Here is a 26,317-nt window from a genome sequence, read left to right on the forward strand (position 1 = left end):
ACGGGCACCGGGCGAGGTCAGCGCATCCGACTGCGTCGCATCGTGAGGGTATATGCGCAGACCAGGGCGGCGAGCGACAACGTCAGTGCGCTGCCGACAGGTTGGGTCGCCAGTCGCATCACGACCAGTACTCCCTGGTCGATTCCGGACGGCCACTGAACCAGAGCCGACGACCTCAGTCGCGCGGGCAGCCCCGCCAGTGAACGGGCGGCCGGCTCGGCCACCAGGCGCTGCACGAGCGGGACGACGAGGACCGGTACGGCGAGCACCGCCGCCAACCCCATTGCGGTGGACCGGAATACGCCGGCGGCCAGTACGCCCGCCCAGGCGCAGCCGACCAGCAGTCCCAGCCAACCAGCGGTGAGGACGGGCCGTTCGGCGATGCCGGTGACGGCGTCCGGCCCGAACAGGGTGCGGGCCGTCGCTTCGTCGGCGGCCAGTACGCACCCGCCGAGCGCCAGCGCGGCGGCGCCGCTGACGAGGAGTTTGGCGAGGAGCAGCCCGAGCCGACGGGGGACGGAACCGCGTTCGGGGGCCAGCGCCGGATAGCGGAACTCCTGACCGAAAGCGAGCGCTCCGATGAGTCCGGCACCGAGTGCGGCCGGAGGGAAGGGAAGTTGACGGGGCCAGCCGGTGAGTACGCGGGACATCGGGGCGCCTCCGTGACGGGCCAGCAACAGCGCCAGGACCACGGAGACGAGGACGGATGCCGCGGCGACGAGCAGGCCGGCACGGTCGCCGGCGGTGCGGCGCAGTTCGTAGCGCAGTGGCCGGGCCGGGCCGGGCGCGGGCAGCCGCGGGATGGCGAGACGTCCGCCTAAGGGGACCGGAGCGGGCAGCATCGGGCGGGGAGCGGGTGCGGTGGCTTCGACGACCGGGAGGGCGAGGGTGTCGGACATCGTGTCGCCGGCGGGGCCCGGAGGGCGGCCGTCGGCACGGTGGAGCGGGACGACCGGGCCGGTGTCGCCGGCCTCGTCGGCGAGCCGGTGCACGAGGATGCCGTGCCGGAACGCGGCTTCCCCCACGGCGGCGCAGTTGCTCCCGTACACGGAGATGCGGGTGCCGCTCTCCCGGACGACTTCGACGGCCCGGCCGACGGCGGGGTCCGAGGAACGGTCGGCGCGTTGGGACTCGTCGATGAGCAGGGCCGCGAGGCGGTCGGCGTGCGGGGAGCGGACGGCGACCCGGGGGCGCAGGCGGGTGCGCCGGAAGTCGGCGGCTTCCTGGTCGGCGATGAGGCGGCCGTCCTCGAGGGTGACGACACGGTCGGCGATCCGTGCCGCTTCTTTGGCGTTGCGGGAGGTGGTGAGGACGGCTCCGCCCTGCGCGGCGTAGCCGCGCAGCAGGCCGTGCAGCCAGGCCGCCTCGCGCGGTGAGACCCCTTCGGCAGGTTCGTCGAGGACGAGGGTGTGCGGGTCGCCGAGCAGCGCTGCAGCCAGGCCGAGCCTGCGGTCCATGCCACGGGAGAATCCGCCCAGCCGCTGGTCGGCCAGGCCGCTGAGGCCGACGAGGTCGAGCATGTCGTCGGCGCGGTCCGCCGGGACACCGGCCGCGGCGCCGAGTATGCGCAGATGCCCGCGGGCCGTGCGGGCGGGGTGTGCGGGGACGTCGCCGAGGATGACGCCGAGCTCGCGGGCGGGGTGGGGGACGCGGTGCAGCGGGCGGCCGCGGAAGAGGGCGACGCCGCGGCCGTACTCGAGTTGGAGCATCAGCCGCAGGGCGGTGGTCTTGCCCGCGGCGGCCGGGCCGAGCAGGACGGTGATCCGGCCCGGCAGCGCTTCGAAGGTGAGGTCGTCGACGGCGGGCGGCAGTTCACCGCGGGGTTCGCTGGTCAGTCCGATGGCCTGGATCATCGCGTCCCTCGGCGGGTGTGCGTCCGTGCGGAAGCAGCGGGGGGTACGAGAGGGCTCACCCGGCCAAGGTAGCGCGATATGTCCTATTTACTCGTAATTAACGATTTTAGGCAGTCCGCCGTGTCCCCCGCGGACGCACACCGGTTCCGGCGCCGTCCCGGTGTATGGCAGCCCCTCAGATCTCCGGGCGCAGCATCGGCGGGTTGAGCAGTGTCGCTCCGCCGGCCCTGAAGAGCTGGGCGGGGCGGCCGCCCTGACGGGTCGTCGTACCGCCGGTCGGCACCAGGAAGCCGGGGGTGCCGGTCACCTTGCGGTGGAAGTTGCGGGGGTCGAGGGCGACGCCCCAGACCGCCTCGTACACCCTCCGCAGCTCGCCGACGGTGAATTCCTGGGGGCAGAAGGCGGTGGCGAGCGAGGAGTATTCGATCTTCGAGCGGGCGCGCTCCACGCCGTCCGCGAGGATCCGTGCGTGGTCGAAGGCGAGCGGGGCCGCGAGGTCACCATCGCGGCCGTGCACGGCCTCCTGGTCCAGGAGTGTCTCCACCGGGGCCCAGCGCGCGCTGTGGGCGTCACCGCCGGCCCGGGGGGCGGGCAGGTCGGGGGCGAGCACGAGGTGCGCGACACTGACGACCCGCATCCGGGGGTCGCGTCCGGGGTCGCCGTAGGTGGCCAGCTGTTCGAGGTGCGCGCCGTAGGCCGGCGGCGGGCCCGCCGGGAGGTGGGCGTGCAGGCCGGTCTCCTCCGCGAGTTCACGGGCGGCCGCCTCCTCCAGGTCCTCGTCGGCCCGGACGAATCCGCCGGGCAGCGCCCAGCGGCCCTGGAACGGCGGCTCGCCGCGGCGCACGGCCAGTGCGCACAGGGCGTGGCGGCGCACGGTGAGCACGACCAGGTCGACGGTGACGGCGAAGGGCGGGAAGGCCGACGGGTCGTAGGGAGGCATGGCGCGATCATAGTCGTCCGCCTGACGATAAACAGGCCGCGGAGCGCCTCAGGAGCTCAGTTGCAGACCGTCCGCCGCCGCCTCCACCATCCCCATGCCGAGCCTGGTGATCCGTACCGCGAACGGCTGCTCGGCGACGCTCAGGCCGGTGAACTGCATCGCGCCGAGCGGGGCGCTGCCCGGTGGGCGCACGGCAACCGTCCCGCCGGGGACGTCCGGCCGCAGGCCGGTGAAAGCGAGCAGCATCTGCACCGCCCCGGCGGCTGCCGGCGCCGCGGGCCGGCAGGCCGCCGGGTGCGGGACCGGGGCACTGCCGGTGGTGCGCTGCTCCCCCGCGTACATCTCCGGGAGGCGGTGGCCGAAGGTCTCCGCCGCGTCGAGGACGCCCCGGGCCAGGGCACCTGCCTCCTTCTCGTGGCCCGCCGCGGCCAGGCCGGCCACGGCGATCGCCGTCTCGTGGACGCGGACCGCGCCGCTGCGGTGGCCGAACGGGTTGTATCCGCTCTCCTTCGCGCCCAGCCCGCGCAGGCCCCAGCCGGAGTCCAGGGCGGGGCCGCCCAGCAGCCGGGCCAGTCGGCCGGTCCGCGCCGCGTCCAGCAGGCCCGGTGCGAGGGCGCCGCCGCCGAGCAGGCCGGTGTCGAGGAGATGGGCGGCGGTGGAGCCGAGGTGCGGCAGCGGCCGGCCGTCGCGGGTGCGCAGGGCGGCGGGACGGCCCCCGGCGCCGTCCTCCAGCCAGAAGTCCCTCCGGAACCGGGCACGCAGGTCCGCGGCCCACTCGCGCAGCGCCGCCGCGTCGGGGGCCCCGAAGGCGTCGAGGAGGTCGGCGCCCAGGAGTGCGGCGCGGTGGGCGTGGGCCTGTGTCTCGCAGCGGTACGGTCCGCCGGGCGCAGGGTCGGGGACGTATCCGCCGTGGTGGCCGGCGCCGGGCGGCTCGGTCGCGGCGCGCAGCCATCGCAGACAGCGCTGCGCGGCGGGCAGCAGTCGTTCGGTCTCCTGCTCCGGCAGGCCCCAGCGGTGTGCCTCGGCAAGGACGGTGGGGAAGAGCAGGGTGGCCTCGACGCCCGTGCAGCTGGGCGGTGCGTGCGGCCCGGCGTCCCGGAGGGCGCCGGGAATTCGGCCGAAATCCGCCCCTGGTGCGGCTTGTTGCGTACGGGCGAGTGCGCGCAGCGTGCCGGCGGCGAGCCGGGTGCCCAGTGGCAGCAGCATCCTGGCGGTCCACAGTGCCTCGGCCGGTGCCAGGCCGCAGCGCCAGGGGAACCCGCCCGCGACGTACACGTCCGTGGGCGTGCCGGCGTCGCGCGTCAGCAGGCCGTACAGATCGTCGAGGCTGCCCGCCAGGAGGGCGTCGGCCCGGTGGTCGTCGCAGTCCAGCCGTGCGGCCGGCCAGGGGCGCGGGGGCCGGTCGGCGCGGGGCCTGGGGAGGGCGGGCCGGGGGCCGGGGATCCGCGGCTCCCCCGGGCGGCTTCCGCTGGCCGGCCGCCGGTGGTCGGCCGGGGCGCCGTCGGCGGTGAGTTCGAGTGCGGCGCGGAGTTCGATGGTGCGCCGGCCGCCGGGCGGCAGGTCCAGTTCCCAGCGCAGCAGGCCCGCCGAGGCCAGGGCCTCGGCGGGCGCCGGGGACGCGGACACCACCGCCTGCGCTCCGGGCCCCGGCCAGCGCAGTCCGCAGCCGTGGACCACGGCCCGCAGTTCCGGACCCGGCAGGCCGACGGCGACGGCGCCCAGCTCCGCGAGGTCGGTACCGAGCCGGATCTCCACGGGGAGCCGGACCGGCCGTACGGAGCTGCTGCGGAAGGTGATCCGCTCGCTGCCGTCGGCGGACCGCAGCCGCTCCATGCTGATCTCCGGGTCCGGTCCGCGCTCCCCCGCTCTGCGGACCGTCCCGATGAACCGGGCGCGGTCCGCGGCGACCAGCCGTCCCTGGACGACGACTGGTTCACCGCCCGCCGCGCGCAGTTCGCAGCGGGAGAGGATCCGCCTGCCGTCGCGGTAGTAGCCGTCCAGTCCCTGGCCGGTGAGCTGCCCGGAGGCGGGCGAGACCGCGAGGGCCGGCAGGGCCACGCAGATCAGCGCGGCGTGGACGGGCTGCGGCTGCGGCGCCCGGGGCGGCGCGGCGCGCCGTTCACCGGGTGGTCGGGAGGCCGGCTGAGTGGTGGGGACGATGCCTGGCACGCTCTGTGCTCCTGGTGAGGTCGGGGCTCCGTACGGCCTGCGCCACTCACCTGAACGGCGCAACCGGCGCCCAGGTCACGCCGGCCCCCCGCCCGGCGGTACGGTCACCCCCTGCTCCGGTCGGTGTCCCGGCCGGCCCGGCGCCTGCTCCGTTCGTCGGTCGTACGGGAGCCGGGGCCCGTACCGCCTCGCTGCCGTCGGGGGCGGTCGGTGGGGCGTGGCCGGCCCGGCCGTCCGGCGGCCCGCGGTGCCTCATCGGCAGGTGTCGCGGGCGCGGTGCCAAGACCGTCCGGCCCGTCGTCGTGTTCGGTGTGCTCGTCGCGCAGGCAGCGGCGCAGCGGCTCCGGATCGAGGCCGTCGTTGATGGCGCGGTGCAGGAGCTGGGCGAAGAGGTAGTCGGGGTCGATGCTCAGGGCGCGGCCGAGGGCGACCCGGGCCGATGGGCCGTCCTCGGTGGCCCAGGAGACCCATCCGGTGAGGGTGAGCGGTGCCACCGCGTGCTCGGCGAAGCCGCCGGGGCAACGGCGGGCGAGGGCTCGCCAGAGCCGGAGGGCCGGTGCAGCGGCGGGCCCTTCCATCCACTGCGCCGCCCGGTCCCGGGTGGTGCGGTCCTGGAGCCCGAGGATGAGTTCGGCGGCCTCGGCGTCGGTGATCAGTGCGTCGTCGCAGGCGTCCCTGGCCCGGTTGCTGCCGGTGGGCGTGTCCTGCCGGAACCGGTGGATCATGGTGCCGGCCAGGTCGAGGGTGTTGCGGCGGACGACGTCCGCGCCGTCCCGTCGGAGCATCCGCGGGACGAGCGCGGCGGCCGCTGCGTCCAGGGCTTTTTCCTGCTCGGCGGCGCGCGGCCCGGTGCGGGGGGTCAGCCGTGCCTCCATCTCCTTGAGGGAGCCGCGCACCTGCATTCCCGCGTACGCGGCGGCCGCGGCCATCACGGACGTGCCGGGCATGACCAGGGGGGTGCCCTCGACCGGGCAGCAGCGGAAGTCCGGGCAGCAGTAGGACCAGTAGCGGCCGTTGGAGAGGCAGAGCGCTTCGAGTACGGGGACGTCCAGTGCGCCGCAGGCGGTGCGCAGCCGCTGGGCGAGGGGGCGGAGGCGGTCCTTCACGTCCTTTCCGCTCTCGCCCGGTGCGGGTTCCTGGCAGAGGAAGACGAGGATGCCCGCGGGCCGGGTGCCACGGTCCTGGCAGGCCGTGACCAGACAGTCGGCCAGTTGGTCGGAAACGTCGGGCCACTGCGTCGTGTCCGTCGGAATCCCGAGCCTGACCCGGCCGCCGAAGCGCCCGCGTTCGCCGTGCAGGGCCACCAGGACGATGCTGTCGTCCGGATAGAAGCCCATGAGGTAGGGCAGCGCGTCGGCGAGTTCGGCCGGGCCGCGCAGGGTGACCTGGGGTTCGGTTGTCCGGGTCCGGTCGGTACGGGCGGGGTCGGAGGAACTGTTGAGGTCGGGCGGGTTCGGAGGCTTCGGCGAGTCGGCGGTGGACGGGCGGGCAGCGCCGGACGACTCAGGCGGCCCGGCCGGGCCCGTGGAGGTCTCTGCAGTGGTCTTGGCGGTGGTCTCGGCGGTGGTCTCGGCTGAGGTCGAGGAGTGCTTGGACGAGTGCTCGGGCGGTTCGCTCTGCGGATTCATGGCTCGAAGATCCCGCGGCCGGCCGCTCCGCCGCGACCCCTGTGGACAACTCCCGGGTGACGCCGGTTGTCCACAGGTTCGGGCGGGAGTTCGCGCGTTGTCAGTGGCATCGGGTTGCATGGGGGCATGAGCAACGAAGACCTGCGCACCTCGGCCGATGCCGTCCTGACCCGACTCGTCGGGGATCCCGGCGGCTCCGCCCGGCTGCGCGAGGACCAGTGGCGGGCGATCGAGGCGCTGGTCGCCGACCACCGCCGCGCCCTGGTCGTGCAGCGCACGGGCTGGGGCAAGTCCGCGGTCTATTTCGTCGCGACGGCGCTGCTGCGCGAGCGCGGCAGCGGGCCGACCGTGATCGTCTCACCGCTGCTCGCGCTGATGCGCAACCAGGTCGAGGCGGCCGCGCGGGCCGGGATCCGCGCGCGCACGATCAACTCCGCCAACACCGAGGAGTGGGACACCGTCCAGGCCGAGGTGGCGGCCGGTGAGGTGGACGTCCTCCTGGTCTCGCCGGAGCGGCTGAACAACCCCGATTTCCGCGATCAGGTGCTGCCCAAGCTCGCGGCGGCCACCGGCCTGCTGGTGGTCGACGAGGCGCACTGCATTTCGGACTGGGGCCATGATTTCCGGCCGGACTACCGGCGGCTGCGCACGATGCTCGCCGACCTCCCGCCCGGTGTGCCGGTGCTCGCCACGACGGCCACCGCCAACGCCCGGGTGACGGCCGATGTCGCCGAGCAGCTGGGGACGGGCGAGGGGACGGCCGAGGCGCTGGTGCTGCGTGGCCCGCTGGGCCGGGAGAGCCTGAGCCTGGGGGTGCTGCCGCTGCCGGACGCGGCGCACCGGCTCGCCTGGCTGGCGGACCATCTGTCCGAACTGCCGGGCTCGGGCATCATCTACACCCTCACCGTCGCGGCCGCGGAGGAGGTCACCGCGTTCCTGCGGCACCGGGGGCACACCGTGTCCTCGTACACCGGCAAGACGGAGAACGCCGACCGTCAGCAGGCGGAGGACGATCTGCTGGCCAACCGTGTCAAGGCGCTGGTGGCGACCTCCGCGCTGGGCATGGGATTCGACAAGCCCGACCTGGGTTTCGTGGTGCATCTGGGCTCGCCGTCCTCCCCCATCGCGTACTACCAGCAGGTGGGGCGCGCGGGCCGTGGGGTGCAGCATGCCGAGGTGCTGCTGCTGCCCGGCCGGGAGGACGAGGCGATCTGGAAGTACTTCGCGTCGCTGGCGTTCCCCCCTGAGGAGCAGGTGCGCCGGACGCTGGACGTCCTGGCGGCGGCCGGCCGTCCGGTGTCGCTGCCCGCCCTGGAACCGCAGGTCGAGCTGCGCCGTTCGCGTCTGGAGACCATGCTCAAGGTGCTCGATGTCGACGGCGCGGTGCACCGCGTCAAGGGCGGCTGGACGGCCACCGGCCGGCCGTGGTCCTACGACGCCGAGCGCTATGCGTGGGTGGCCCGCCAGCGCGAGGCGGAACAGCAGGCGATGCGGGACTACGCCACGACGACGGGCTGCCGGATGGAGTTCCTGCGGCGCCAGTTGGACGATGACGCGGCGGTGGCGTGCGGCCGCTGCGACACCTGTGCCGGGGCCCGGTTCACCACCGAGGTGTCCGCCGCGTCGCTGGACGCGGCCCGCGGCGAGCTGGGGCGCCCGGGGGTCGAGGTGGAGCCGCGGCGGATGTGGCCGACGGGGCTGCCGGCCATCGGCGTCGACCTCAAGGGACGCATTCCGGCCGGTGAGCTGGCCGCGACCGGCCGTGCCCTGGGCCGGCTGTCCGACATCGGCTGGGGCAACAGGCTGCGGCCGATGCTCGCGCCGGGGGCCGCGGACGGTCCGGTCCCCGATGACGTGTCGGCCGCGGTGGTCACGGTCCTCGCCGACTGGGCGAAGGGGCCCGGGGGCTGGGCCTCGGGCGCGGCGGACGCGCCGGCCCGCCCGGTGGGCGTCGTCTGCCTTTCCTCGCGCACCCGCCCACAGCTGATCCGCTCGCTCGCCGAGCGGATCTCCTCGGTCGGCAGGATGCCGTTCCTGGGGACGGTCACCGCCACGGACGACGGAGCCGACGGCCGGATTCCGCGCAGCAACAGCGCTCAGCGGCTGCGGGCCCTGCACGGTGCCCTGAGCGTGCCGCCGGAGCTGGCGCAGGCCCTGGCGTCGGCCGGCGGCCCGGTGCTCCTGGTGGACGACTACGCCGACACCGGCTGGACGCTGGCCGTGGCCGCCAGGCTGCTGCGCAGGGCGGGTGCGGACGGGGTGTTTCCCCTGGTCCTCGCCGTGCAGGGCTAGGTCTCGTCGGGGCGGAAGGGGAGAGAGGGGTGGCCGGGGCGGCGGGCCGGAGCCGACGGCGCATGGGGCGAATTCGGGTCGTGGGCGCGAATTGCTCGTTGCCGCATGCGTGTGCGACCGCAAGAATTGGAGCCGCTTCCCCGTACCAGCCCCTCTGCGGCCGGGCAGGGCCTGTCGCGGTGCGCTCTCGCGCGCCCGGCCGCCGCCCGGCGCGTGGACGCGTAGACGAAGGGAGGACCGTGGCCCTCGGTTTCGCCTCGCCCGCGAACATGTCGCGGCTCGCGGGCGGGGGTTCCGCCGCCCGGCTGGGCCGGATGCTGGAGCCCGCCGAGTGGGCCTCGGCCGGTATCCCGCTGCTGCGCAATCCCCGTGGGGTCGTCGTCGGCCTGCACGATCTCCATCGCCCCGGGCCGTCGACCGCCGTCGTGGCGGTGCTGGATCCGCGGGAGCGGGTGACCGCCAGCGCGTCGTTCACCGGGCCCGCGACCGCGCCCGACGGCTGGGAGTTCCGCAACGCGCTGCTGTCGCAGCTGCGCCGGATCATCCCGCACGACCTGCGGCGGCGCGTCCCGGTCCGGACGGCCGTACTGCTCTACTGCCGTGCGGGCGAGCCCCGTTGGACGGAGACGGACGGGGCGTGGCTGTGGGGGCTGCGTGACGCCTGCACCCTGCACGGGCTGCGGTGCGGGGCGTACATCATGCTGACCGCCGACCGCTGGCAGGTGCTCGGCGAGGGCCGGGGCGGGCGGCGGCCCCGGCTGCCGTCCCGTACGGAGGCGCCGCGCACGGCCGTGCCGCGTATGGATGCGTCGCCCACGGCACCATCGGGCGACGCGCCGTCCGGAACAGCGGCGGAGCGGACGAGGGTTCCGGCCGATGTGCCCGGGTCCGGGTCCGGGTCTGAGATCCCGTCCCCCGCCAAGGCGCGGCGTCCTCCTCCGGGGCGGCACGGTGTCCCGGGGACGGCCGGGCCCTCGGGTGCGGACGGAACGTCGGTGTGCGGCTTCCCCGTTCGGGCCGGTGGCGCGCCGCGGCAGGTTCCGCGGGACACGGGGCAGCCGTCCGAGCCGCCGTGGGACGGCAGCCGGGTGGCGCCCCGGCTCACGGCCGCGGCCCGGCGGTACTCGGCGGCCCGCTGAGGGGCATGCGGCGGCCGCCATGCACGGCCGAGGCCGTGGGCACGCGGTCGGCACCGGCGCGCGAGCGAGCCCGACCGGCCGGTGTGGCCGGCGGGCCGCTCCCTGCGGTACCGCTAGGCGTGGGCGCCCAGCACGGCGTTGATCGTCTGCGGGTCGCCGCAGACGATCAGCAGCGCTCCGGCACGGGCCATCGCTGCGGGCAGCGCCTGCGCGGTGGCCTCGTCCGTACCGCCGTTGACGGCGACGACCACGACGGGCCGCCCGGTGGCGCGCCCCGCGGCGGCATCCGCGTAGAACACATCGTCCGCGGCGTCGTGTTGGGCCCAGTAGGACGTCTCACCGAAGGACAGCTCGTGCGCCGCCCACGGATGGGTTTCGCCGGTGGTCAGCACCAGGATCTCGCCCGGCGCGCGTCCGGTGTCCAGCAGCAGATCGACGGCTTCGTCGGCGGCGTCGACGGCGCCACCGGCGGGTGCCGGGATCAGCTGGAGCTGCGCTCCGGCGGCGGTGCCGGGGGCACCGGCGACAGGCTGCTCGGAGCCGGTGCGCTGCGCCGGCGGAGCGGCGACAGGTACACGCGGCGGGGCAGCGGGTCCGGGATTGCCCGGACGGGCACTGGCCGCGGGAGCACCGCGCGGAGGCGCGGGGCGGGGACCGGGACCAGGAACAGGACGGGGGCTCGGCGCGGTGCGGCCAGCGGCCGGAGTAGCGCGAGGACCCGGGACACTCTCGTGAATCTGAGGCTCCTCGGGGATGAGAGGCATAAAGGGATGTCTATCAAACGTAAGTGCGGAACACGTCATCGGGTACCGAATTGATGCCCGCACCGCTCAGAAGCCGAAGCCGAGTTGGCCACCGGCCTCCAGAGCGGCTGCTTCGGGAGTGACGCGCACCTTCTTCAGGTGCCGCCACCGGGGCAGCGCGTCCATGTAGGACCACGACACTCGGTGGTGCGGCGTGGGACCGTGCTCCTCCAGGGCGATGCGGTGGGTCGGGGAGGGGTAACCGGCGTTGCCCGCGAAGTCGAAGTCGGCGTATTCCAGGCCCAGTTCGGCCATCATCGCGTCGCGCCGCACTTTGGCGATCACGGATGCGGCGGCGACCGCGATGCAGGACTGGTCGCCCTTGATGACCGTACGGACCCGCCACGGCGCGCCCAGGTAGTCGTGCTTGCCGTCCAGGATGACCGCGTCCGGACGGACCGGCAGCGCCTCCAGGGCGCGTACGGCCGCGAGCCGGAGTGCCGCGGTCATGCCGAGGGCGTCGATCTCCTGCGGCGAGGAATGGCCGAGGCCGTAGGCCGTGACCCACTCGCCGAGCACACCGGCGAGTTCGGTGCGGCGTTTGGGGCTCAGCAGCTTGGAATCGGTGAGTCCGGCAGGCGGCCGGCGCAGGCCGGTGACGGCTGCGCAGACGCTGACCGGGCCGGCCCAGGCTCCGCGTCCGACCTCGTCGACACCTGCGACGATCTTGGCGCCCATTGTGGCGCGCATCGATCGCTCGACGGTGTGGGTGGGAGGCTCGTACGGCATGGCGCCAGCCAGGTTACGCCTATTCGGCGCAGGCGTCCGCACCGGATCCCCACCGATTCCGGACGGGGCGGGTACGGGGCCCGGCGAGGGCCCGGCGAGGACCCGGCAGACCGTACGGCGCGGTCGCCCCGGAGGCCCGGATCGGCGCAGGGCCCGGCCCCAGCGATGCTCACGCTCTCGCCATCCCGCGCCGGTCCGCGACGCCGGGGCCGGACGCCGGCCGGTCTCCCGTCGCCGTCAGGTCAGGCTCCCGTCCCGGTCGCCTCCGGCCCTGCCTCGTGGGAGACGGCCGCAGTGCCGAGAGCCGCGCCGGAGAGCGCAAAGACGTCGCCGGGCGGCAGGCGGCAGGCGGCAGGCGGCAGGCGGCAGGCGGCAGGCGGCAGGCGGCAGGCGGCAGGCGGCAGGCGGCAGGCGGCAGGCGGCAGGCGGCAGGCGGGAAACGCACGCGAGGGAAATCCGTTACGCCGCAGAAGGTCGCGGATGAGGGCGAGGGCGCGCACCACGACCAGGTGCCCGACGAAAGCCGGCAGCGCGGCGGTCCGCTCACCCGGTAGCAGAGCCGCGAGGCCGGACTCGGGTACGGGAGTCGGCGTGGCGTCGCCGAGACCGAAACCCCACCGCACGCCGGGCCGTCCGCCCGCGCCGGCCGGTCGGCCGACGCGGAGAATGCGCGGCCCGTCGAAGCGGTCCAAGAACGCCGCCAGGCTGGCGCAGATCCCGCCGATCCGCTCCGACAGCCTCGGCAGCATCCCCGCTGACGCCCGCAGCGGAACGAGGGGCGCGTGGTGCGGTTTCCGGTCGGCGTCATCGCCGTCTTACCAGCTGCTCTTCGAGGTTTACGCGCAGGCCGCGCGGCAGGCTGACCACGACTCCCCGCACCTCATGGAGGACCTGGCCGGGGCAGCGGGTTGCCCTCTCACGCGGGCTCTCCCGATGGCCTCGGTGATCCTGACGCAGGCCCGCGGCCTACCTCTCGGCCCGCTCGCTGCCGACGGTCCCGGACGTGTGGACCGCGGCTTGGCGCTCGTCGCCGAACTGCTCACCGGGCTCGGACAGACCTGGCACCGGTAGTCCACGCCGTCCTCCCCCGGTCCTGGCCCGTTGTCCCGGCCCGAGGGCGCTGTGCGCTGCGCCCGTCCACGTCCGACGCGCTCTCTCCGGCTCCTTCCCGCCGTGTCCTCGTGTTGCGATGTCGCGACATCGCCGAGGGCGGCAACGAGGCCGGGCAATGGGGGTTTCGGGCACGGAACGGTCGATGGGGAGTGGTCCACGGGCCGGAGGTGACTCGGTGGCGGCGGGCAACGCCCCGTGCCGCACGCAAGGCGGTACGGGGCGCGAAGTCGCCATGGGACGGTGTCCGTTGGACGGCGGACGCATAGGGAGCAAAGACGCACGGGCGCGGAGGGACGGCGGACGGCTGGGGAGCGCGCAGCCGGGGATCAGAGTGCGTGGCGTAAGCGCGGCGGGATCAGGTCGCGGCAGGCGGAACGGGCGGCCCGGCCGTGGTGGGACGGCGGCGGAGCTCGTCAGCCGGTGGGCGTGGGGGTCCAGGACGGGAGGGGCTCCACGCCGTCCAGCCATGCCCGGGGCGGGGTGCCGCCGCTGCCCGCGGCGACGATGCCGCCGACGATGGCACAGGTGGTGTCCACATCCCCGCCCACCTGGGCAGTGGTCCAGAACGCCTGCTCGTAGTCGCCGAGATGGCGGGCCGCGGCCCAGAGGGTGAAGGGGACGGTGTCGTGGGCGCTGGTCCGCCGTCCGCAGCCGAGGACGGCGGCGACGGTGCCGGAGTCGGCGTAGTCGAGCATGTCCCGGGCGCGGCGCAGACCGGCCTGTACGGCGCTGCGCGGGATCAGCTCCAGTACGCCGTCGAGGAGCTCCTCGGGGCCGATGTCCCGCCCCGGGCTCGCCACCAGGGCGGCTGCGGCGGCGACGGCCATCGCGCCGACGACGGCCTCGCGGTGCTGGTGGGTGACGTACGCGGAGATCTCCGCCTGGTGTGTGGCCTGCTCCGGGTCGTCGGCGTACCAGGCACCCAGGGGGGCGATGCGCATGGCGGCGCCGTTGCCCCAGGAGCCACGGCCGTTGAAGAGCCCGGACGCCAGCTCGTGCCAGTCGCCGCCCTCGCGGATCAGCCGGAGCATACGGTTCACGGCCGGGCCGTAGCCGCGGTCGGCGTCGTGGTGTTCGGCGAAGGAGCGGGCCAGGGAGTCCTGGTCGATCCGGCCGTGGGTGCTGAGCACGGCGAGGACGGAGCAGGCCATCTCGGTGTCGTCGGTCCACTGCCAGGGGGCGGGCGGCAGCTCGCGGCTCTTGAGGGAGGGGACGTGGGCGGGGACGAAGAACCGGGAACCGAGGGCGTCGCCCACGGAAAGTCCGCGCAGGCTCGCCAGAGCCCGCTCACAGCGGTCTGCGTCACGGTGGTCGGCGGTCATCGGTGTGCACTCTAACCGGTGACGCCGTAAGGCTCGGGTACGCACCAGCGCTCGAACGGCCGGTCAAGGGAGTAGCGGCCGTCCGCGCCGAGGAGCAGGGTGCGCCGCTCCGCGTTGCCCGGGTTGGACAGCGATTCGAAGTCCGCGACCGTCCAGTGGAACCACCTCATGCAGAACAGGCGCATGGTGAGGCCGTGCGTGACGATCAGGACGTTCGGCGGGTGGCCGGGGTCCTCGAAGCTGCGCCACAGGCTCTCCAGGAAGGCCCCGACCCGGTCGTAGACGTCCGCGCCGGACTCGCCCTGCGCGAACCGGTAGAAGAAGTGTCCGTAGGCGTCGCGGTATGCCTTCTGGAGCCGTACGTCGTCCCGGTCCTGCCAGTTCCCCCAGTCCTGCTCGCGCAGCCGTGGCTCTTCCCTGACCCTGACCCGCTCCCGGTCCAGAGCGAGTGCCCGGAAGGTCTGGTGGGTGCGGCGGTAGGGCGAGACGTAGGCGGAGACCTGTTCGTCCCCGAAGATCGCCCGGAGCGGGGGGCCGGCTTCCTCGGCCTGCCGGAACCCGGTCTCCGTGAGGCTGAGGGCATGGTCGGGCTCCCGTTCGTAGACGGTGTCGTCGACGTTCCCCGCCGACTCTCCGTGGCGGATGAGGACTATGCGTCGGGGCCGGGCCATACCGCCACCCTAAGACGCCTGCCCTGTACATGCCGCGTGCTGCGACGCCCACGGCTGTGCACCCTCCTCCGCGCATCCCATGCCGCGGTGTCCCCGTGTCGCCTCGCTCTTCCTCAGGTCGGTCACCGTTCCGCACGCCGTGCTTTCTCATATCGCCCTTTCTCGTGTCGCCCTTTCTCGTGTCGCCCTTTCTCGTGTCGTACGTCGTCCGGCTCCGGCGGTCCCGCACCGAACCGGCAGACCGGCAGACGGGCAGACGGGCAGGGGGCCGAGCAGGCGGGCAGGCAGGTGGACGAGGGACGGGAGCACGGCCGGAAACCCGAGGAGCCGGCACCAGGAGCGGGCGCCCGCGAAGAGCGTCGTGCACCCGCGACGAACGCCCGCGGCGACGAGCACGCGGGGCGGTGGGCACGCACGGCGGCGAGCGTGCGCTCGCGGGCCGCGCCTCAGTGCTCGTCGGGGACCGGGCGACCGTCGCGTATCCCGTAGCTGCGGCCGCCGAAGCGCCGGCGCAGCAGGCGGTCGTGGGAGACGACGACCAGCGCGCCGGGCCATACCGCGAGGGCCTCTTCCAGCTCTTCGACCAGGCCGAGGGCCAGGTGGTTGGTCGGTTCGTCCAGCAGCAGCAGATCCGCCGGACGGACCAACAGCCGGGCCAGCGCCAGCCGGCGCCGCTGGCCGGCGGAGAGCGCCCCCACCGGTACCCGCAGATCGCGCTCCCGGAAGAGCCCGAAGGACAGCAGGAGGCCGGCCAGCTCGTCCGCATCGCCGGTCAGGCCCCGCCCGAACGCCGCCAGCAGCGGCTCGGCGGGGCGGGTGACCGGTATTTCCTGGGCGAGGAAGCCGATCCGCCCCCGGCGCCGCACCGTTCCGCTGTCCGGCTCGGTGATTCCCGCGATGACCCGTAGCAGCGTGGTCTTGCCGGCGCCGTTGGCACCGTGGATCAGCAGTCGTTCACCGGCGGCAACCGAGAGGGAGTCCACCGCCAGCCGGTCCGCGACGCGGACCCCGTCGAGGTGGACGAGGGTGCCCTCGGCGTCGCCGGTACCCGGTGCGGCGCGGAAGCGGAGCGGATCCGGCGGTCTGGGGACCGGCTCGTCCCGCAGCCTGCGCAGCCGCTCCTGGGCGTTGCGCACCCTGCTGGACACGGACGCCTGGACGCGGCCCTTGTCCCGGTCGTACGCCATCTTGTTGCCGTCCTTCATCGCCCGGCCCCGGGCGACGTGGTGTGCGGCCCCCGCCGCGAACTCGGTGAGCTGCGCGATCTGCTCGCACCACCGGGCGTACTCCTGCTCCCAGCGCCGGCGGGCGGCCGTCTTGGCGGCGACGAAGGTGCCGTAGCCGTCGCCGTAGCGCACGATGCCGCGGCGGTCGGCGTCCACCTCGACGATCGCGGTGGCGATCCGTTGCAGGAAGAGCCGGTCGTGGGAGACGGCGAGGACCGTGCCGCGATGGGCGAGCAGGGCGTCCTCCAGCCAGTCGAGGGCGGCCGCGTCGAGATGGTTGGTCGGCTCGTCGAGAAGCATGACCTCGGGCGACGCGGCGATCAGGCAGGCGAGTCCGAGCCGGGCCTGCTCGCCTCCGGAGAGGCTGCCCAGCAGCCGGTCGTGCGCGACCCGCTCCAGCCCGAGGCCGTGCATCGCCTTGTCGACACGGGCATCGGCTTCGTAGCCACCGCGCAGCTCGAAGAGGGTGAGCAGCTCGCCGTACTCGTCCAGTTGACCGGCCGTGGCGCGGCCCAGCCCGCGCTCCAGTGACCGCAGCCGGCGTTCGATGTCCCTGAGATCTGCCAGGGCGGCGTCGATCGCGTCCTGTACCGTCCGGTCCGGGCGGAGGCCGGGGGTCTGTCCGAGGTAGCCGATACCGCCATCGGCGCGGCGGACGACCTGACCGTCGTCGGGGTGCTCGGCGCCCGCGATGATGCGCAGCAGTGTCGACTTCCCGGCGCCGTTCTCCCCCACGATCCCGATCCGTTCACCGGGCCGTACGGAGAGGGAGACACCGTCGAGCAGCAGCCGGTCGGCGTAGGAGCGGGAAACGTCGTGCAAGGAGATCTGGGTGGGCAATCAGTCCTCCGGCCAGGTCGTGTGGACGCATGGGGGGCGTGAGCGGGCAGACGGCTTCGGATACAGGTAGGGATGCAGGTGCGGGTCCGGGTGGAGGGGTTCAGGTCCAGGTGCAGGGACGGACGGGGCGTCGGACCGGATGGTCCGTCACACTCAAATGCAACTTCCATTGCATTACGATGATGGCGACACACCCCACCCCGCTAATGCAATAGGAGTTGCAGTTGTCCGGTGAGACCGAGCCCGCGAACGAGAGCAAGGCCGGTACGTCCACGCCGCCCACCCCCGGCACCCGGCGCCCCGGCGGACGCACCGCGCGCACCCGGGCCGCCGTCCGTGACGCCGTCCTGACCGGCCTCACCGAGCACGGCTACCCCGGTCTGACCATCGAGTACGTCGCCGAGCACTCGGGCGTGCACAAGACGACGCTCTACCGCCGCTGGGGAGGCGTCGAGGGCCTGGTGGCCGATGCGCTGGACCTGGCGGGCGAGGACAGCTGGCTCCCGCCGGACACCGGCTCCCTGGAGGGAGATCTGCGCGCCCTCGCCCACGAGGCCGTCGATTCCTTCACCGATCCGGGCGCGGCCGCGTCGGGCTCCGCGATGATCGCGGCCGCCTTCCAGTCGGAGCGGGCCGCCGGGGCGCTGCGCGCCTACTACGCCGAGCGGTTCGCGCGCTGCGAGGTGATCGTGGCACGCGCCGTCGGACGCGGCGAACTGTCGGTCGCCGAGGGCGCCGTGATCGACGCCGGCGCGCTCGTCCGGTCGGTGTCCGCACCGGTCTTCTTCCGCCTCTTCATCACCCGGGAGCCGGTCGACGGCGCGCTCGCCGACCAGACCGCGGCGGCAGCGCTGGCCGCCGCCCGCGCGGGGGCGTTCACCACCGGCTGACCTGGGCCCCCGGGGGCACGCCCCCGGCGCCGCTCACCGACACCCCACCGCGACCGCCGCCCCCGACGACGCCCGCCTCTCACACCGTCCACGACGGTTCGAGCTGCACGACATCCCCGGCGACCGCCCGTACATCCGCCGTCATCTGGGCCCGCAGGGCCAGCCGTTCCACCCGCTCCGGCCGGTACTTCCCCCGCTCGGCCTCCGACTGCCACATCGACAGCACCAGGAACTCCTCCCCCGGAGCCCGCCCCAGCATCCCCCGCAGCATTCCCGGCGACCCCGCCATCGCCGGATTCCAGACCTTCTCCTGCATCAGCATGAAGTGATCCACCCGGTCCTGGCGCACCTGGCAGTGCGCCAGGCGGAGCACGTCCGCATCACCGAACGAGGGCCGGAAACCCACCTTCACGTCAAACTCGTGCTCGAACAGCCGCACTTGGATGTCCTTGAACGTGCCTACCTGGGCGGCCGCCAGCCGGTCGTGCGAGCGCGCCATGAAGGAGTCGTAGAGCGCCCGGCTCTCCCAGAAGGCCACCAGATGCGCGACCCCCGGGCGTCCCCGGCTCCACCCCCCGCCCTGCCCTCGAAACCCCGGCTCACCCAGCAGCCCCGCCCATTTCCGCTGCCCCCGGTCGAACCCTCGACGGTCCACGACGGTGAGGCGAATCCACTTGACCAGCACCGCGCCATCGTACGGCCCCAGGGCGAGCGGCAAGCCGCGCGTCACACCGTCACCACCATGAACTCTCCTACGGACGTGGATCGATGGGCGTCAGCACCCCGAGCCGCCGCTCGACCTCCTCGGCCGCCGCCAGGCACAGGTCCTCCCGATAGGCCCGCCCGATCAACTGCACACCACAGGGGAGCCCACCCGCCACCCCGGTGGGCACGGCCACCGCCGGTACGCCGACGAAGCTCGTCGCGGTGCACAGCCGCATGGCCGTCTGCACGCGCTGACAGCTCTCCGGGTCGCGCACCTCGGCCCCCGGCGCGAACGGCGGATCGGTGAACACCGGCCCCAGGACCAGCGGATATTCGTCCAGGAAGGCCGCCCAGTCACGGCGGATCCCCAGGCGCACACCGGTCAGCCGCAGGTATTCCGTCAGCTCCACCGGGCCGCGCTTCGCCATGCCCAGCTCGATATAGCGGTGCCCACCCTCCCCCAGGAGCGTCCTGACGACCGGCCAGGAGGGGGCGAACTCCGTGAACGTCATCCGGGCGTAGACGTCGAGGGCGTCATCCAGCCGCGGCACGTCCGCCACCTCGCACACCTCGTATCCGGCGTCCCGCAGCGCGTCCGCGGCCCTCTCCACCGCCTTGCGCACCACCGGATGCACGCCGTGCCCACCGGGGTCCGTCACCATCGCCACCTTGAGGGGTCGCACCAACGGCTCGCCGTAGGGGGGCACCGGCACCGCCCTCGGGTCGCGCGGATCGGTCCCGGCCAGCACCTCGTACGCGAGCCGCAGATCGTCGACCGTACGCGCCAGGGGCCCGTCGACCACCAGCACCTGGGCGGCGAGGGAGGGGTCGTCCGGCCCGAGGCGGTGATCCGCGGCGAACCGCCCGTAGGTGGGCTTCAGCCCCGCGACGCCGCAGAAGGACGCGGGGATGCGCACCGAGCCCCCGGAGTCGTTGCCGAGCCCGAGGGCGGCCATCCCACTGGCCACGGCCGCACCGTCACCGCCGCTGGTACCGCCGGGCGTGACGGCCCGGCTCCAGGGGTTCACCGTGTCGCCGAACAGCTCACTGCGGGTATGGACGCCGGCGAGGACGAGGGTCGGCATGTTGCTGTGCCCGACCGGGATGCCCCCGGCGGCGCGCAGTCGCGCCACCGGGGGCGCGTCGGAGCTCGCCACGGCGTCACGGAAGCGCTTCGCGCCGTACGTCGTCGGCACACCCGCGATGGCGGTGCTCTCCTTGACGGTGAACGGCACACCGGCCAGCGGCCCCGGTTCCGTGCCCGCGGCATGCCGCCGGTCGGCCTCCGCGGCCTCGGCGCGCGCCCGCTCGGCGAGCAGCTGCGTCACGGCGTTGACAGCCGGGTTGACCTCGACGATCCGCTCCAGGTGGGCGTCGACCAGCTCGACCGCCGTCACCGTACCGTCACGAACCGCGACCGCCTGGGCGCGGGCCGTCATCTTCCACAGCGCGTCACGCATGTTCTCACCCTCTCGTGCCAGCCTTCCGGCACTTCGACGTTCCGGTGCGCTTCGTCGTCCGGGCGCCCCGAAGTCCCTGCGGAACCAGGCGGTTCGATACCCCCAACGTTTCGATGCGCTTGCATCACTTCGGCATCGTAACCTTGTTCCCGATACATACGCATCGAATAAAAACGACATCGGAACCGGAGTGCGCGACATGCCCAAGCAGGTGGATCACGAGGGCCGGCGCCGGCAGATCGCCGACGCGGTCTGCCAACTGGCCGACGAGAGCGGTCTGGAAGGTGTCACGCTGCGCGATGTGGCGGCCCGTGCGGAGGTCTCCATGGGTGCCGTCCAGCGCTGCTTCGGCACCAAGGAGGAGATGCTGGTCTTCGCCCTCGGCCACATCGGCGAGCGGATCGCGGCGCGGGTGACGGCGCGGCTCGTGGCCTCACCGGCCCAGTCGGCCCGTACGGCGCTCGGGCACGCCACCGCCGAGATCTCACTGCTCCAGGAGGAGCAGCGCGCCGAGGCCCGCATCTGGCTGGCCTTTGTCGCACAGGCCGCGGTCAGCCCACCACTGGCCGAAATCCTGCGCACCAACTACGCCGAATTGCAGGCGGTGTTCACCCGGCTCATCGGCGAAGCCACCGGCTCCGCCGACCCGGGCCGCGAGGCCCGTACCCTCCTCGCCCTCGCCGACGGCCTCACCACCCACGTCCTGATCGGCCACCTCTCCCCCGCCGCCGCGCTGGACGTTCTCGACGGCCACCTGGGCCGCCTGTGGCGCGAACCGGCGGCCTGACCGCCCGACTTCCGGGACGGGCAGCGGGCCGCCGGACGATCAACCCGGCCCGCCGGACGGACGGCGATCCGACAGCCCCCGCTCCAGACTTCCGGACCACCTCGGCGACACCCCCGAGACCCGGCTTCCCACCTCCGCCCACCTGGCCCGACGGCGTCTTCCAGCCACGGACTGACCTCAACTCGACGCCGCTCGACCATCACTTGACCCCAGCCGGCGGACACTCGACGTGTCACCATGTCAACGAATGGGAAATCTTGGGGAGTTACCCGCGCGACGGCCGGGCGGACCTCGCCACCCGGGTTCACCTCGGCCGTAGGCCCGACCGGCTGCGTCCGTCCGCCCCGGCTCCCCACAGCGGCCCGGAACGACAACCAGCACCGAGCGCCCAGCAGTTGCACGCCGACCGATGACAGCCTGACGGCCTACGACGCGTACGACGCGAGAGTGACGGACAGCGAAGCGCAAGAGAAGTCGAGACGAGAAGAAAAGCAAGAAGAAAGGGGAACCCGGTGAGCACTCTCAACAAAGGGATCGAGAAGGTCGAGGTGACGCTCAAGTGGGACCCCAGCCCCCTCGGCACACCCGCCAATGACCTCGACATCATCGCCGCGACGTACCCGGCGGGCGCACCGCACGGCGAGCCGTCCTACCTGGTGCACTTCGACAGCCGGTCACCCGACGGCACCATCACCCTCAACCGGGACAGCCGGACCGGTCAGGGCTTCGGTTCCGACGAGGTCATGACGCTGGAACTGGACCGGCTGAGCGAGACCTACACACGCGTCGTCGTGGGCGTGGCCATCCAGCAGGGCGAGGGCCGCAAGGTCTTCGGCGACGTAGCGAATACCGAGGTCCTCGTCCGCGAGGACCGCACCGATCTGGCGGCGAACGATTTCTCCGGTGTCGCGGACGCGACCGCCGCGACCGTCGCCGAATTCTCCCGGGACGACACGGGCGCATGGCGATTCCACGCGACCCTCCGCGGATTCGACGCCGATCCGCATACGTTCACCTCGCTGATGGGCAGCTGATGGGCAGTTTGACCGCCGGCTGACGGACCGCACAGGAAAACGGCGAAGGGGAGGCGGCTGATATCCGCCTCCCCTTTCCCGTGCGTTCCCCATTTCCAGGAGTCCCCGATTCCCACGCAATCCCGCCTCTCGCGCATTCCCGCTTCCCGCTTCCCGCTTCCCGTACGGTCCGGGCGAGAGCGACTACTCCGCGCCCGCCCGCCGACGACGGCGATGAGCCGCGACCCGTTCACGCGAGGCGCAGGCGGCGGAGCAATAGCGGCGGGCACTTCCGGGGCCGGTGCCCAGGTAAAGAGTGACGCAGCGCGGGGCGGTGCATTCGCCCCAGGTGACACGGCCGTATTCGGTGAGAATCTGCGCCAGCGCCACGGCACTTGAGGCCAGGAACCAGTCGGCCCGGTCCGCGTCCTCGCCCCGGTCGACATGCAGATGCCAGGCGTGGCCGCCGTGCCGGGACAGATACGGGCGCGCACCGCATTCGGCCAGCAGCGCGTTGACGGCGTGGGCGGCCCGGTCGGTGCCGGCGTCGTCCGCCCCTTCGCCACCCGCCGCCTCCTCACCCGATTCGGTGGCGGTATGCGCACCGCCAGCGGCATCCGTACCGACACCCGCAGCGACGCCGTCCCCGTTGGCGCCATCCCCATCAGCGCCGTCCTCGTTGACGTCATCCCCGATCGCACCGCTCCCAGCGGCACCGTTCCCGGCAAGGATGCCGGTGATCCGGACGACGGCGCTCCGCAGTTCCTCCGCGTCCGCCTCCGAGAAGGCCCGCTCGGTCAGCTCATCCGGGCTCTCGCCATGGCGCGCGAGCAGGTCCGCCGGCCCGGCCCGCGACCGTGCCTACGCGCTGGGCACAGCCGTCCACAACGCCGCGTCGGTGGCCGGCCCCGCCGCCGTCAGCGTCCTGGCGGAGCTGGGGTCACCGGGCCCCGCCGTGCTGCTGCTCGCCGGTGCGGCGGCGCTGGTGGTCACCCTGCCGTACGGGCGGACGCGCCCCGCCGTGCCCGCGCACCCGCCGGCCTCCTTGCTCGCCGACCTGGCGGCGGGTCTGGCGGTCGTCCTGCGCACCCCGGAGTTGCGCGCGATCACCGCCGCCACCTGTCTCGCCCATATCGGGATCGGCGCACCGGCCACCACCACGGTGCTGCTCGCCGAGGGCCGCGGCCGACCGGGCGGCGGCGGGGTCCTGATGACCGCCTTCGCGGCCGGGGCCCTCGCCGGTGCCCTGGCCGTGGGCCGGTGGCCACCGCCGGTCCCGGTCGAGGGCCTGGCCCGCCCAGCCCTGTTCGGCACCGGCCTGGCGCTGGCCGCCGCCGCACTCGTCCCCGCACCGGCCGCCTGCGCGGTGCTCACCGTGCCCGCCGGACTCTTCGACGGTCCGCTGCCGACGGCCACCCTCCGCATCCGGGCCGATCATGCCCCGCCACGTCTGCGTGCCCAGGTCTTCCTGCTCGGCGCGGGGCTGAAGATCTCCGCGGCGGCCTGCGGAGCCGCCCTCGCCGGGCTGGCCACCGCGCTGCCCGCGCCCCTGCTGCTCCTCGGGATCGCCGCCCTCCAGCCGGGCGCCGCGCTCCTGCACACCCTCGCGCGGCTCCGCCCGCCCCGTGGTCCCGGTACCCCGAGTGCCGCGGCACGGCGGCCGGAAACGGCCGCGCCCTGAGCACGTCGGCGCCTGCCCCTCCGGCCCGCGGACCGGCGGACACGCCGAAGGGGACCGGCTCCCGGCCGGTCCCCTTCGTACGCTCTTCCTCATCCCGGGCCATGTCTCAGCCCGGTGCGCGGGCCGCGCGGGACGGTGTGTCCCGCGCGGGTCCGCTCATGCTCAGCTGCACCCGCTGGTCGAGCCGCAGCCCTCGCACAGGTAGCAGCTGCCGGCCCGCTGCATCTTCGTGCCGCAGGAGAAGCAGAGCGGCGCGTCGGCGTTGATGCCGAGCTGCATCTCGACCAGTTCGGCGTTGGTGTGCGCCTGCTTCGGGGCGGCCGGGGCGGCCTCCTCGACGGCCTTGACCACCGGGGCGGACTTCGGCGACTCGGCCTGGAGCGGCGCGGACTGGGCCAGCCCCTCCACGTCCATGTCGTCGGCCGGCTCGTACGAACCGGTGTCCAGGTGGCGCTGGCGCTCCTCGACGGAGTGGATGCCCAGTGCCGAGCGGGTCTCGAAGGGCAGGAAGTCCAGCGCCAGGCGGCGGAAGATGTAGTCGACGATCGACTGCGCCATCCGCACGTCCGGGTCGTCGGTCATACCGGCCGGCTCGAAGCGCATGTTGGTGAACTTCGAGACGTAGGTCTCCAGCGGCACGCCGTACTGGAGGCCCACCGACACCGCGATGGAGAAGGCGTCCATCATGCCCGCGAGGGTCGAGCCCTGCTTGGACATCTTCAGGAAGACCTCACCGAGACCGTCGTCCGGGTAGGAGTTGGCGGTCATGTAGCCCTCGGCGCCACCCACCGTGAAGGAGGTGGTGATGCCGGGACGGCCCTTGGGGAGGCGCTTGCGCACCGGGCGGTACTCGACGACCTTCTTCTCGGCCGCGGTCTCCGTCGGCGCCGCGGCCTTGGCGGTGTCCGCGGAGTCCTTCTTCTTCGCCGAGAGCGGCTGGCCGACCTTGCAGTTGTCGCGGTAGATCGCGAGCGCCTTCAGGCCGAGCTTCCAGCCCTCGTAGTAGACCTCTTCGATCTCCTCGACGGTGGCCGTCTCCGGAACGTTGACGGTCTTGGAGATCGCGCCGGAGAGGAAGGGCTGCGCGGCGGCCATCATGCGCACGTGGCCCATGGCGGAGATCGAGCGGACGCCCATGGCGCAGTCGAAGACCTCGTAGTGCTCGGTCTTCAGGCCCGGCGCGTCGATGACGTTGCCGTGCTCACCGATGTGGGCGACGATCGCCTCGACCTGCTCGGGCTGGTAGCCGAGCCGCTTGAGCGCCTTGGGGACCGTGTTGTTCACGATCTGCATGGAGCCGCCGCCGACGAGCTTCTTGAACTTGACCAGGGCCAGGTCGGGCTCGACACCCGTGGTGTCGCAGTCCATCATCAGGCCGATGGTGCCGGTCGGCGCGAGCACCGACGCCTGCGCGTTGCGGAAGCCGTTCTTCTCGCCGAGGCGCAGCACGTCCTGCCATGCCTCGGTGGCCGCCGCCCAGACCGTGGTGTCCAGGTCGTCGGCGCGCACCGCGGCGGTGTTGGCGTCGGAGTGCTGCTTCATCACGCGCTTGTGGGCGTCCGCGTTACGGGCGTAGCCGTCGTACGGGCCGACGACCGCGGCCAGCTCGGCGGAGCGCCGGTAGGAGGTGCCGGTCATCAGGGAGGTGATGGCACCGGCCAGCGCGCGGCCGCCGTCGGAGTCGTAGGCGTGACCGGTGGCCATCAGCAGGGCGCCGAGGTTGGCGTAGCCGATGCCCAGCTGGCGGAAGGCGCGGGTGGTCTCGCCGATCTTCTCGGTGGGGAAGTCCGCGAAGCAGATGGAGATGTCCATCGCGGTGATGACCAGCTCGACGACCTTGGCGAAGCGCTCGGCGTCGAACGACTGGTGGCCCTTGTCGTCGTCGCGCAGGAACTTCAGGAGGTTGAGCGAGGCGAGGTTGCACGAGGAGTTGTCCAGGTGCATGTACTCGCTGCACGGGTTGGACGCGGTGATCCGGCCCGACTCCGGCGAGGTGTGCCAGTGGTTGATGGTGTCGTCGTACTGGATGCCGGGGTCGGCGCACGCCCACGCGGCCTCCGCCATCTTGCGGAAGAGGCTCTTGGCGTCGACCTCCTCGATGACCTCACCGGTCATCCGGCCGCGCAGCCCGAACTTCGAGCCGGTCTCGACGGCCTTCATGAACTCGTCGTTGACCCGGACCGAGTTGTTGGCGTTCTGGTACTGGACGGACGTGATGTCGTCGCCGCCCAGGTCCATGTCGAAGCCGGCGTCGCGCAGCGCGCGGACCTTCTCCTCTTCCTTCACCTTGGTCTCGATGAAGGCTTCGACGTCGGGGTGGTCGACGTCCAGGACGACCATCTTGGCCGCGCGGCGGGTGGCGCCGCCCGACTTGATCGTGCCGGCGGAGGCGTCGGCCCCGCGCATGAAGGAGACCGGGCCCGAAGCGTTGCCGCCGGAGGAGAGCAGTTCCTTGGACGAGCGGATACGGGAGAGGTTCAGGCCGGCGCCGGAGCCGCCCTTGAAGATCATCCCCTCTTCCTTGTACCAGTCCAGGATCGACTCCATGGAGTCGTCCACGGAGAGGATGAAGCAGGCGCTGACCTGCTGCGGCTGCTGGGTGCCGACGTTGAACCACACCGGCGAGTTGAAGCTGAAGACCTGGTGCAGCAGCGCGTACGCGAGCTCGTGCTCGAAGATCTCGGCGTCCGCCGGGGAGGCGAAGTAGCCGTTGTCCTCGCCGCTCTTGCGGTAGGTCCTGACCACCCGGTCGATGAGCTGCCGGAGGCTCGCCTCACGCGCCGGCGATCCCACCGCGCCGCGGAAGTACTTGCTGGTGACGATGTTGACCGCGTTCACCGACCAGAAGTCGGGGAACTCGACGCCACGCTGCTCGAAATTGACCGAGCCGTCGCGCCAGTTGGTCATGACGACGTCACGGCGCGCCCACTCCACCTCGTCGTACGGATGCACGCCGGGGGTGGTGTGGATGCGCTCGATGCGCAGACCCTTGCTCGCCTTGCTGCCCTTGGCGCGGGAGCCTCGTGCCGGGCCGCTCGTCGTCTCTGTCATTCCGC

General features: G+C 73.3%; 19 protein-coding genes and 2 pseudogenes. 7 read left to right on the forward strand and 14 right to left on the reverse strand.

The window, feature by feature from the left end; translation table 11 throughout:
* Positions 1–17 precede the first annotated feature (17 nt).
* The 4 genes from ACLJWH_RS30895 to ACLJWH_RS30910 form a co-directional block, all read right to left on the reverse strand.
* A complete protein-coding gene (locus ACLJWH_RS30895; RefSeq protein WP_411145066.1) occupies positions 18–1,853 on the reverse strand; it encodes an ATP-binding cassette domain-containing protein in 1,836 nt (611 codons plus the stop codon).
* A 175-nt stretch (positions 1,854–2,028) separates the two neighbouring features.
* Positions 2,029–2,793, reverse strand: a complete 765-nt coding sequence (locus ACLJWH_RS30900; protein ID WP_411145067.1) for an NUDIX hydrolase — start codon at positions 2,791–2,793, stop codon at positions 2,029–2,031.
* A 48-nt stretch (positions 2,794–2,841) separates the two neighbouring features.
* The gene (locus tag ACLJWH_RS30905) at positions 2,842–4,851 is read right to left on the reverse strand and encodes a glycogen debranching N-terminal domain-containing protein (RefSeq protein ID WP_411145137.1); all 2,010 of its coding nucleotides are present in this window, start codon (positions 4,849–4,851) and stop codon (positions 2,842–2,844) included.
* A gap of 215 nt (positions 4,852–5,066) precedes the next feature.
* The gene (locus tag ACLJWH_RS30910) at positions 5,067–6,590 is read right to left on the reverse strand and encodes a DUF4192 domain-containing protein (RefSeq protein ID WP_411145068.1); all 1,524 of its coding nucleotides are present in this window, start codon (positions 6,588–6,590) and stop codon (positions 5,067–5,069) included.
* A 126-nt stretch (positions 6,591–6,716) separates the two neighbouring features.
* Between ACLJWH_RS30910 and ACLJWH_RS30915 the strand changes: the two genes are divergently transcribed.
* Together ACLJWH_RS30915 and ACLJWH_RS30920 are read left to right on the forward strand one after the other, a co-directional pair.
* Positions 6,717–8,882, forward strand: a complete 2,166-nt coding sequence (locus ACLJWH_RS30915; protein ID WP_411145069.1) for a RecQ family ATP-dependent DNA helicase — start codon at positions 6,717–6,719, stop codon at positions 8,880–8,882.
* Positions 8,883–9,121: 239 nt separating this feature from the next.
* A pseudogene (locus tag ACLJWH_RS30920) lies at positions 9,122–9,742 on the forward strand (hypothetical protein); the annotation flags it as partial.
* A gap of 392 nt (positions 9,743–10,134) precedes the next feature.
* Here ACLJWH_RS30920 and ACLJWH_RS30925 read toward each other — a convergent pair.
* From ACLJWH_RS30925 to ACLJWH_RS30935, 3 genes are all read right to left on the reverse strand, one after another.
* Complete coding sequence (locus ACLJWH_RS30925; protein ID WP_411145070.1) at positions 10,135–10,785, reverse strand: hypothetical protein; 651 nt, start codon at positions 10,783–10,785, stop codon at positions 10,135–10,137.
* Between the two features lie 66 nt (positions 10,786–10,851).
* Entirely contained in the window at positions 10,852–11,553 is a 702-nt protein-coding gene (locus tag ACLJWH_RS30930) for a ribonuclease HII (protein ID WP_411145071.1), read from the reverse strand.
* A 242-nt stretch (positions 11,554–11,795) separates the two neighbouring features.
* The gene (locus ACLJWH_RS30935; RefSeq protein WP_411145072.1) at positions 11,796–12,245 is read right to left on the reverse strand and encodes a hypothetical protein; all 450 of its coding nucleotides are present in this window, start codon (positions 12,243–12,245) and stop codon (positions 11,796–11,798) included.
* Between the two features lie 241 nt (positions 12,246–12,486).
* On the opposite strand from ACLJWH_RS30935, the gene ACLJWH_RS30940 reads away from it, so the two are divergent.
* Positions 12,487–12,624 (forward strand): hypothetical protein, encoded by a 138-nt coding sequence (locus tag ACLJWH_RS30940; RefSeq protein ID WP_411145073.1) that lies wholly within the window; start codon positions 12,487–12,489, stop codon positions 12,622–12,624.
* Between the two features lie 455 nt (positions 12,625–13,079).
* Here ACLJWH_RS30940 and ACLJWH_RS30945 read toward each other — a convergent pair whose 3' ends face one another.
* From ACLJWH_RS30945 to abc-f, 3 genes are all read right to left on the reverse strand, one after another.
* Complete coding sequence (locus ACLJWH_RS30945; RefSeq protein WP_411145074.1) at positions 13,080–13,988, reverse strand: ADP-ribosylglycohydrolase family protein; 909 nt, start codon at positions 13,986–13,988, stop codon at positions 13,080–13,082.
* 11 nt (positions 13,989–13,999) lie between these two features.
* Positions 14,000–14,659 carry a histidine phosphatase family protein gene (locus tag ACLJWH_RS30950; protein WP_411145075.1) on the reverse strand — a complete coding sequence of 220 codons (660 nt, stop codon included), beginning with the start codon at positions 14,657–14,659 and terminating at the stop codon, positions 14,000–14,002.
* Positions 14,660–15,105: 446 nt separating this feature from the next.
* Positions 15,106–16,725 (reverse strand): ribosomal protection-like ABC-F family protein, encoded by a 1,620-nt coding sequence (gene abc-f, locus ACLJWH_RS30955; protein ID WP_411145076.1) that lies wholly within the window; start codon positions 16,723–16,725, stop codon positions 15,106–15,108.
* Positions 16,726–16,949: 224 nt separating this feature from the next.
* Between abc-f and ACLJWH_RS30960 the strand changes: the two genes are divergently transcribed.
* Positions 16,950–17,615 carry a TetR/AcrR family transcriptional regulator C-terminal ligand-binding domain-containing protein gene (locus tag ACLJWH_RS30960; RefSeq protein ID WP_411145077.1) on the forward strand — a complete coding sequence of 222 codons (666 nt, stop codon included), beginning with the start codon at positions 16,950–16,952 and terminating at the stop codon, positions 17,613–17,615.
* A gap of 79 nt (positions 17,616–17,694) precedes the next feature.
* Here the strand turns inward: ACLJWH_RS30960 and ACLJWH_RS30965 are convergent, their stop codons facing one another.
* On the reverse strand, positions 17,695–18,300 hold the full coding sequence (locus tag ACLJWH_RS30965) for a YdbC family protein (RefSeq protein ID WP_411145138.1): 606 nt from the start codon (positions 18,298–18,300) through the stop codon (positions 17,695–17,697).
* Positions 18,301–18,367: 67 nt separating this feature from the next.
* On the reverse strand, positions 18,368–19,780 hold the full coding sequence (locus tag ACLJWH_RS30970; protein WP_411145078.1) for an amidase: 1,413 nt from the start codon (positions 19,778–19,780) through the stop codon (positions 18,368–18,370).
* Positions 19,781–19,979: 199 nt separating this feature from the next.
* Between ACLJWH_RS30970 and ACLJWH_RS30975 the strand changes: the two genes are divergently transcribed.
* Both ACLJWH_RS30975 and ACLJWH_RS30980 read left to right on the forward strand, forming a co-directional pair.
* Positions 19,980–20,567: a TetR/AcrR family transcriptional regulator gene (locus ACLJWH_RS30975; RefSeq protein WP_411145079.1), complete on the forward strand. Its 588-nt coding sequence runs from the start codon at positions 19,980–19,982 to the stop codon at positions 20,565–20,567.
* A 512-nt stretch (positions 20,568–21,079) separates the two neighbouring features.
* A complete protein-coding gene (locus ACLJWH_RS30980) occupies positions 21,080–21,601 on the forward strand; it encodes a TerD family protein (RefSeq protein ID WP_411145080.1) in 522 nt (173 codons plus the stop codon).
* A 183-nt stretch (positions 21,602–21,784) separates the two neighbouring features.
* Here the strand turns inward: ACLJWH_RS30980 and ACLJWH_RS30985 are convergent.
* A pseudogene (locus ACLJWH_RS30985) lies at positions 21,785–22,120 on the reverse strand (CGNR zinc finger domain-containing protein); the annotation flags it as partial.
* Positions 22,121–22,316: 196 nt separating this feature from the next.
* Between ACLJWH_RS30985 and ACLJWH_RS30990 the strand changes: the two are divergent.
* Positions 22,317–23,261 (forward strand): MFS transporter, encoded by a 945-nt coding sequence (locus ACLJWH_RS30990; RefSeq protein WP_411145081.1) that lies wholly within the window; start codon positions 22,317–22,319, stop codon positions 23,259–23,261.
* 162 nt (positions 23,262–23,423) lie between these two features.
* Here the strand turns inward: ACLJWH_RS30990 and ACLJWH_RS30995 are convergent, their stop codons facing one another.
* On the reverse strand, positions 23,424–26,312 hold the full coding sequence (locus tag ACLJWH_RS30995; protein WP_411145082.1) for a vitamin B12-dependent ribonucleotide reductase: 2,889 nt from the start codon (positions 26,310–26,312) through the stop codon (positions 23,424–23,426).
* Between the last annotated feature and the right edge of the window lie 5 nt (positions 26,313–26,317).

This window comes from Streptomyces sp. x-80 (genome assembly GCF_046549095.1).
In the GTDB taxonomy this organism is placed as follows: domain Bacteria; phylum Actinomycetota; class Actinomycetes; order Streptomycetales; family Streptomycetaceae; genus Streptomyces; species Streptomyces celluloflavus.

What these genes read in the sequence shown, in the direction of transcription:
- ACLJWH_RS30895 (WP_411145066.1), bottom strand. Translation starts at nt 1,853, where the DNA reads ATGATCCAGGCCATCGGACTGACCAGCGAACCCCGCGGTGAACTGCCG.
- ACLJWH_RS30900 (WP_411145067.1), bottom strand. Translation starts at nt 2,793, where the DNA reads ATGCCTCCCTACGACCCGTCGGCCTTCCCGCCCTTCGCCGTCACCGTC.
- ACLJWH_RS30910 (WP_411145068.1), bottom strand. Translation starts at nt 6,590, where the DNA reads ATGAATCCGCAGAGCGAACCGCCCGAGCACTCGTCCAAGCACTCCTCG.
- ACLJWH_RS30915 (WP_411145069.1), top strand. Translation starts at nt 6,717, where the DNA reads ATGAGCAACGAAGACCTGCGCACCTCGGCCGATGCCGTCCTGACCCGA.
- ACLJWH_RS30925 (WP_411145070.1), bottom strand. Translation starts at nt 10,785, where the DNA reads ATGCCTCTCATCCCCGAGGAGCCTCAGATTCACGAGAGTGTCCCGGGT.
- ACLJWH_RS30930 (WP_411145071.1), bottom strand. Translation starts at nt 11,553, where the DNA reads ATGCCGTACGAGCCTCCCACCCACACCGTCGAGCGATCGATGCGCGCC.
- ACLJWH_RS30940 (WP_411145073.1), top strand. Translation starts at nt 12,487, where the DNA reads ATGGCCTCGGTGATCCTGACGCAGGCCCGCGGCCTACCTCTCGGCCCG.
- ACLJWH_RS30945 (WP_411145074.1), bottom strand. Translation starts at nt 13,988, where the DNA reads ATGACCGCCGACCACCGTGACGCAGACCGCTGTGAGCGGGCTCTGGCG.
- ACLJWH_RS30950 (WP_411145075.1), bottom strand. Translation starts at nt 14,659, where the DNA reads ATGGCCCGGCCCCGACGCATAGTCCTCATCCGCCACGGAGAGTCGGCG.
- ACLJWH_RS30970 (WP_411145078.1), bottom strand. Translation starts at nt 19,780, where the DNA reads ATGCGTGACGCGCTGTGGAAGATGACGGCCCGCGCCCAGGCGGTCGCG.
- ACLJWH_RS30975 (WP_411145079.1), top strand. Translation starts at nt 19,980, where the DNA reads ATGCCCAAGCAGGTGGATCACGAGGGCCGGCGCCGGCAGATCGCCGAC.
- ACLJWH_RS30995 (WP_411145082.1), bottom strand. Translation starts at nt 26,312, where the DNA reads ATGACAGAGACGACGAGCGGCCCGGCACGAGGCTCCCGCGCCAAGGGC.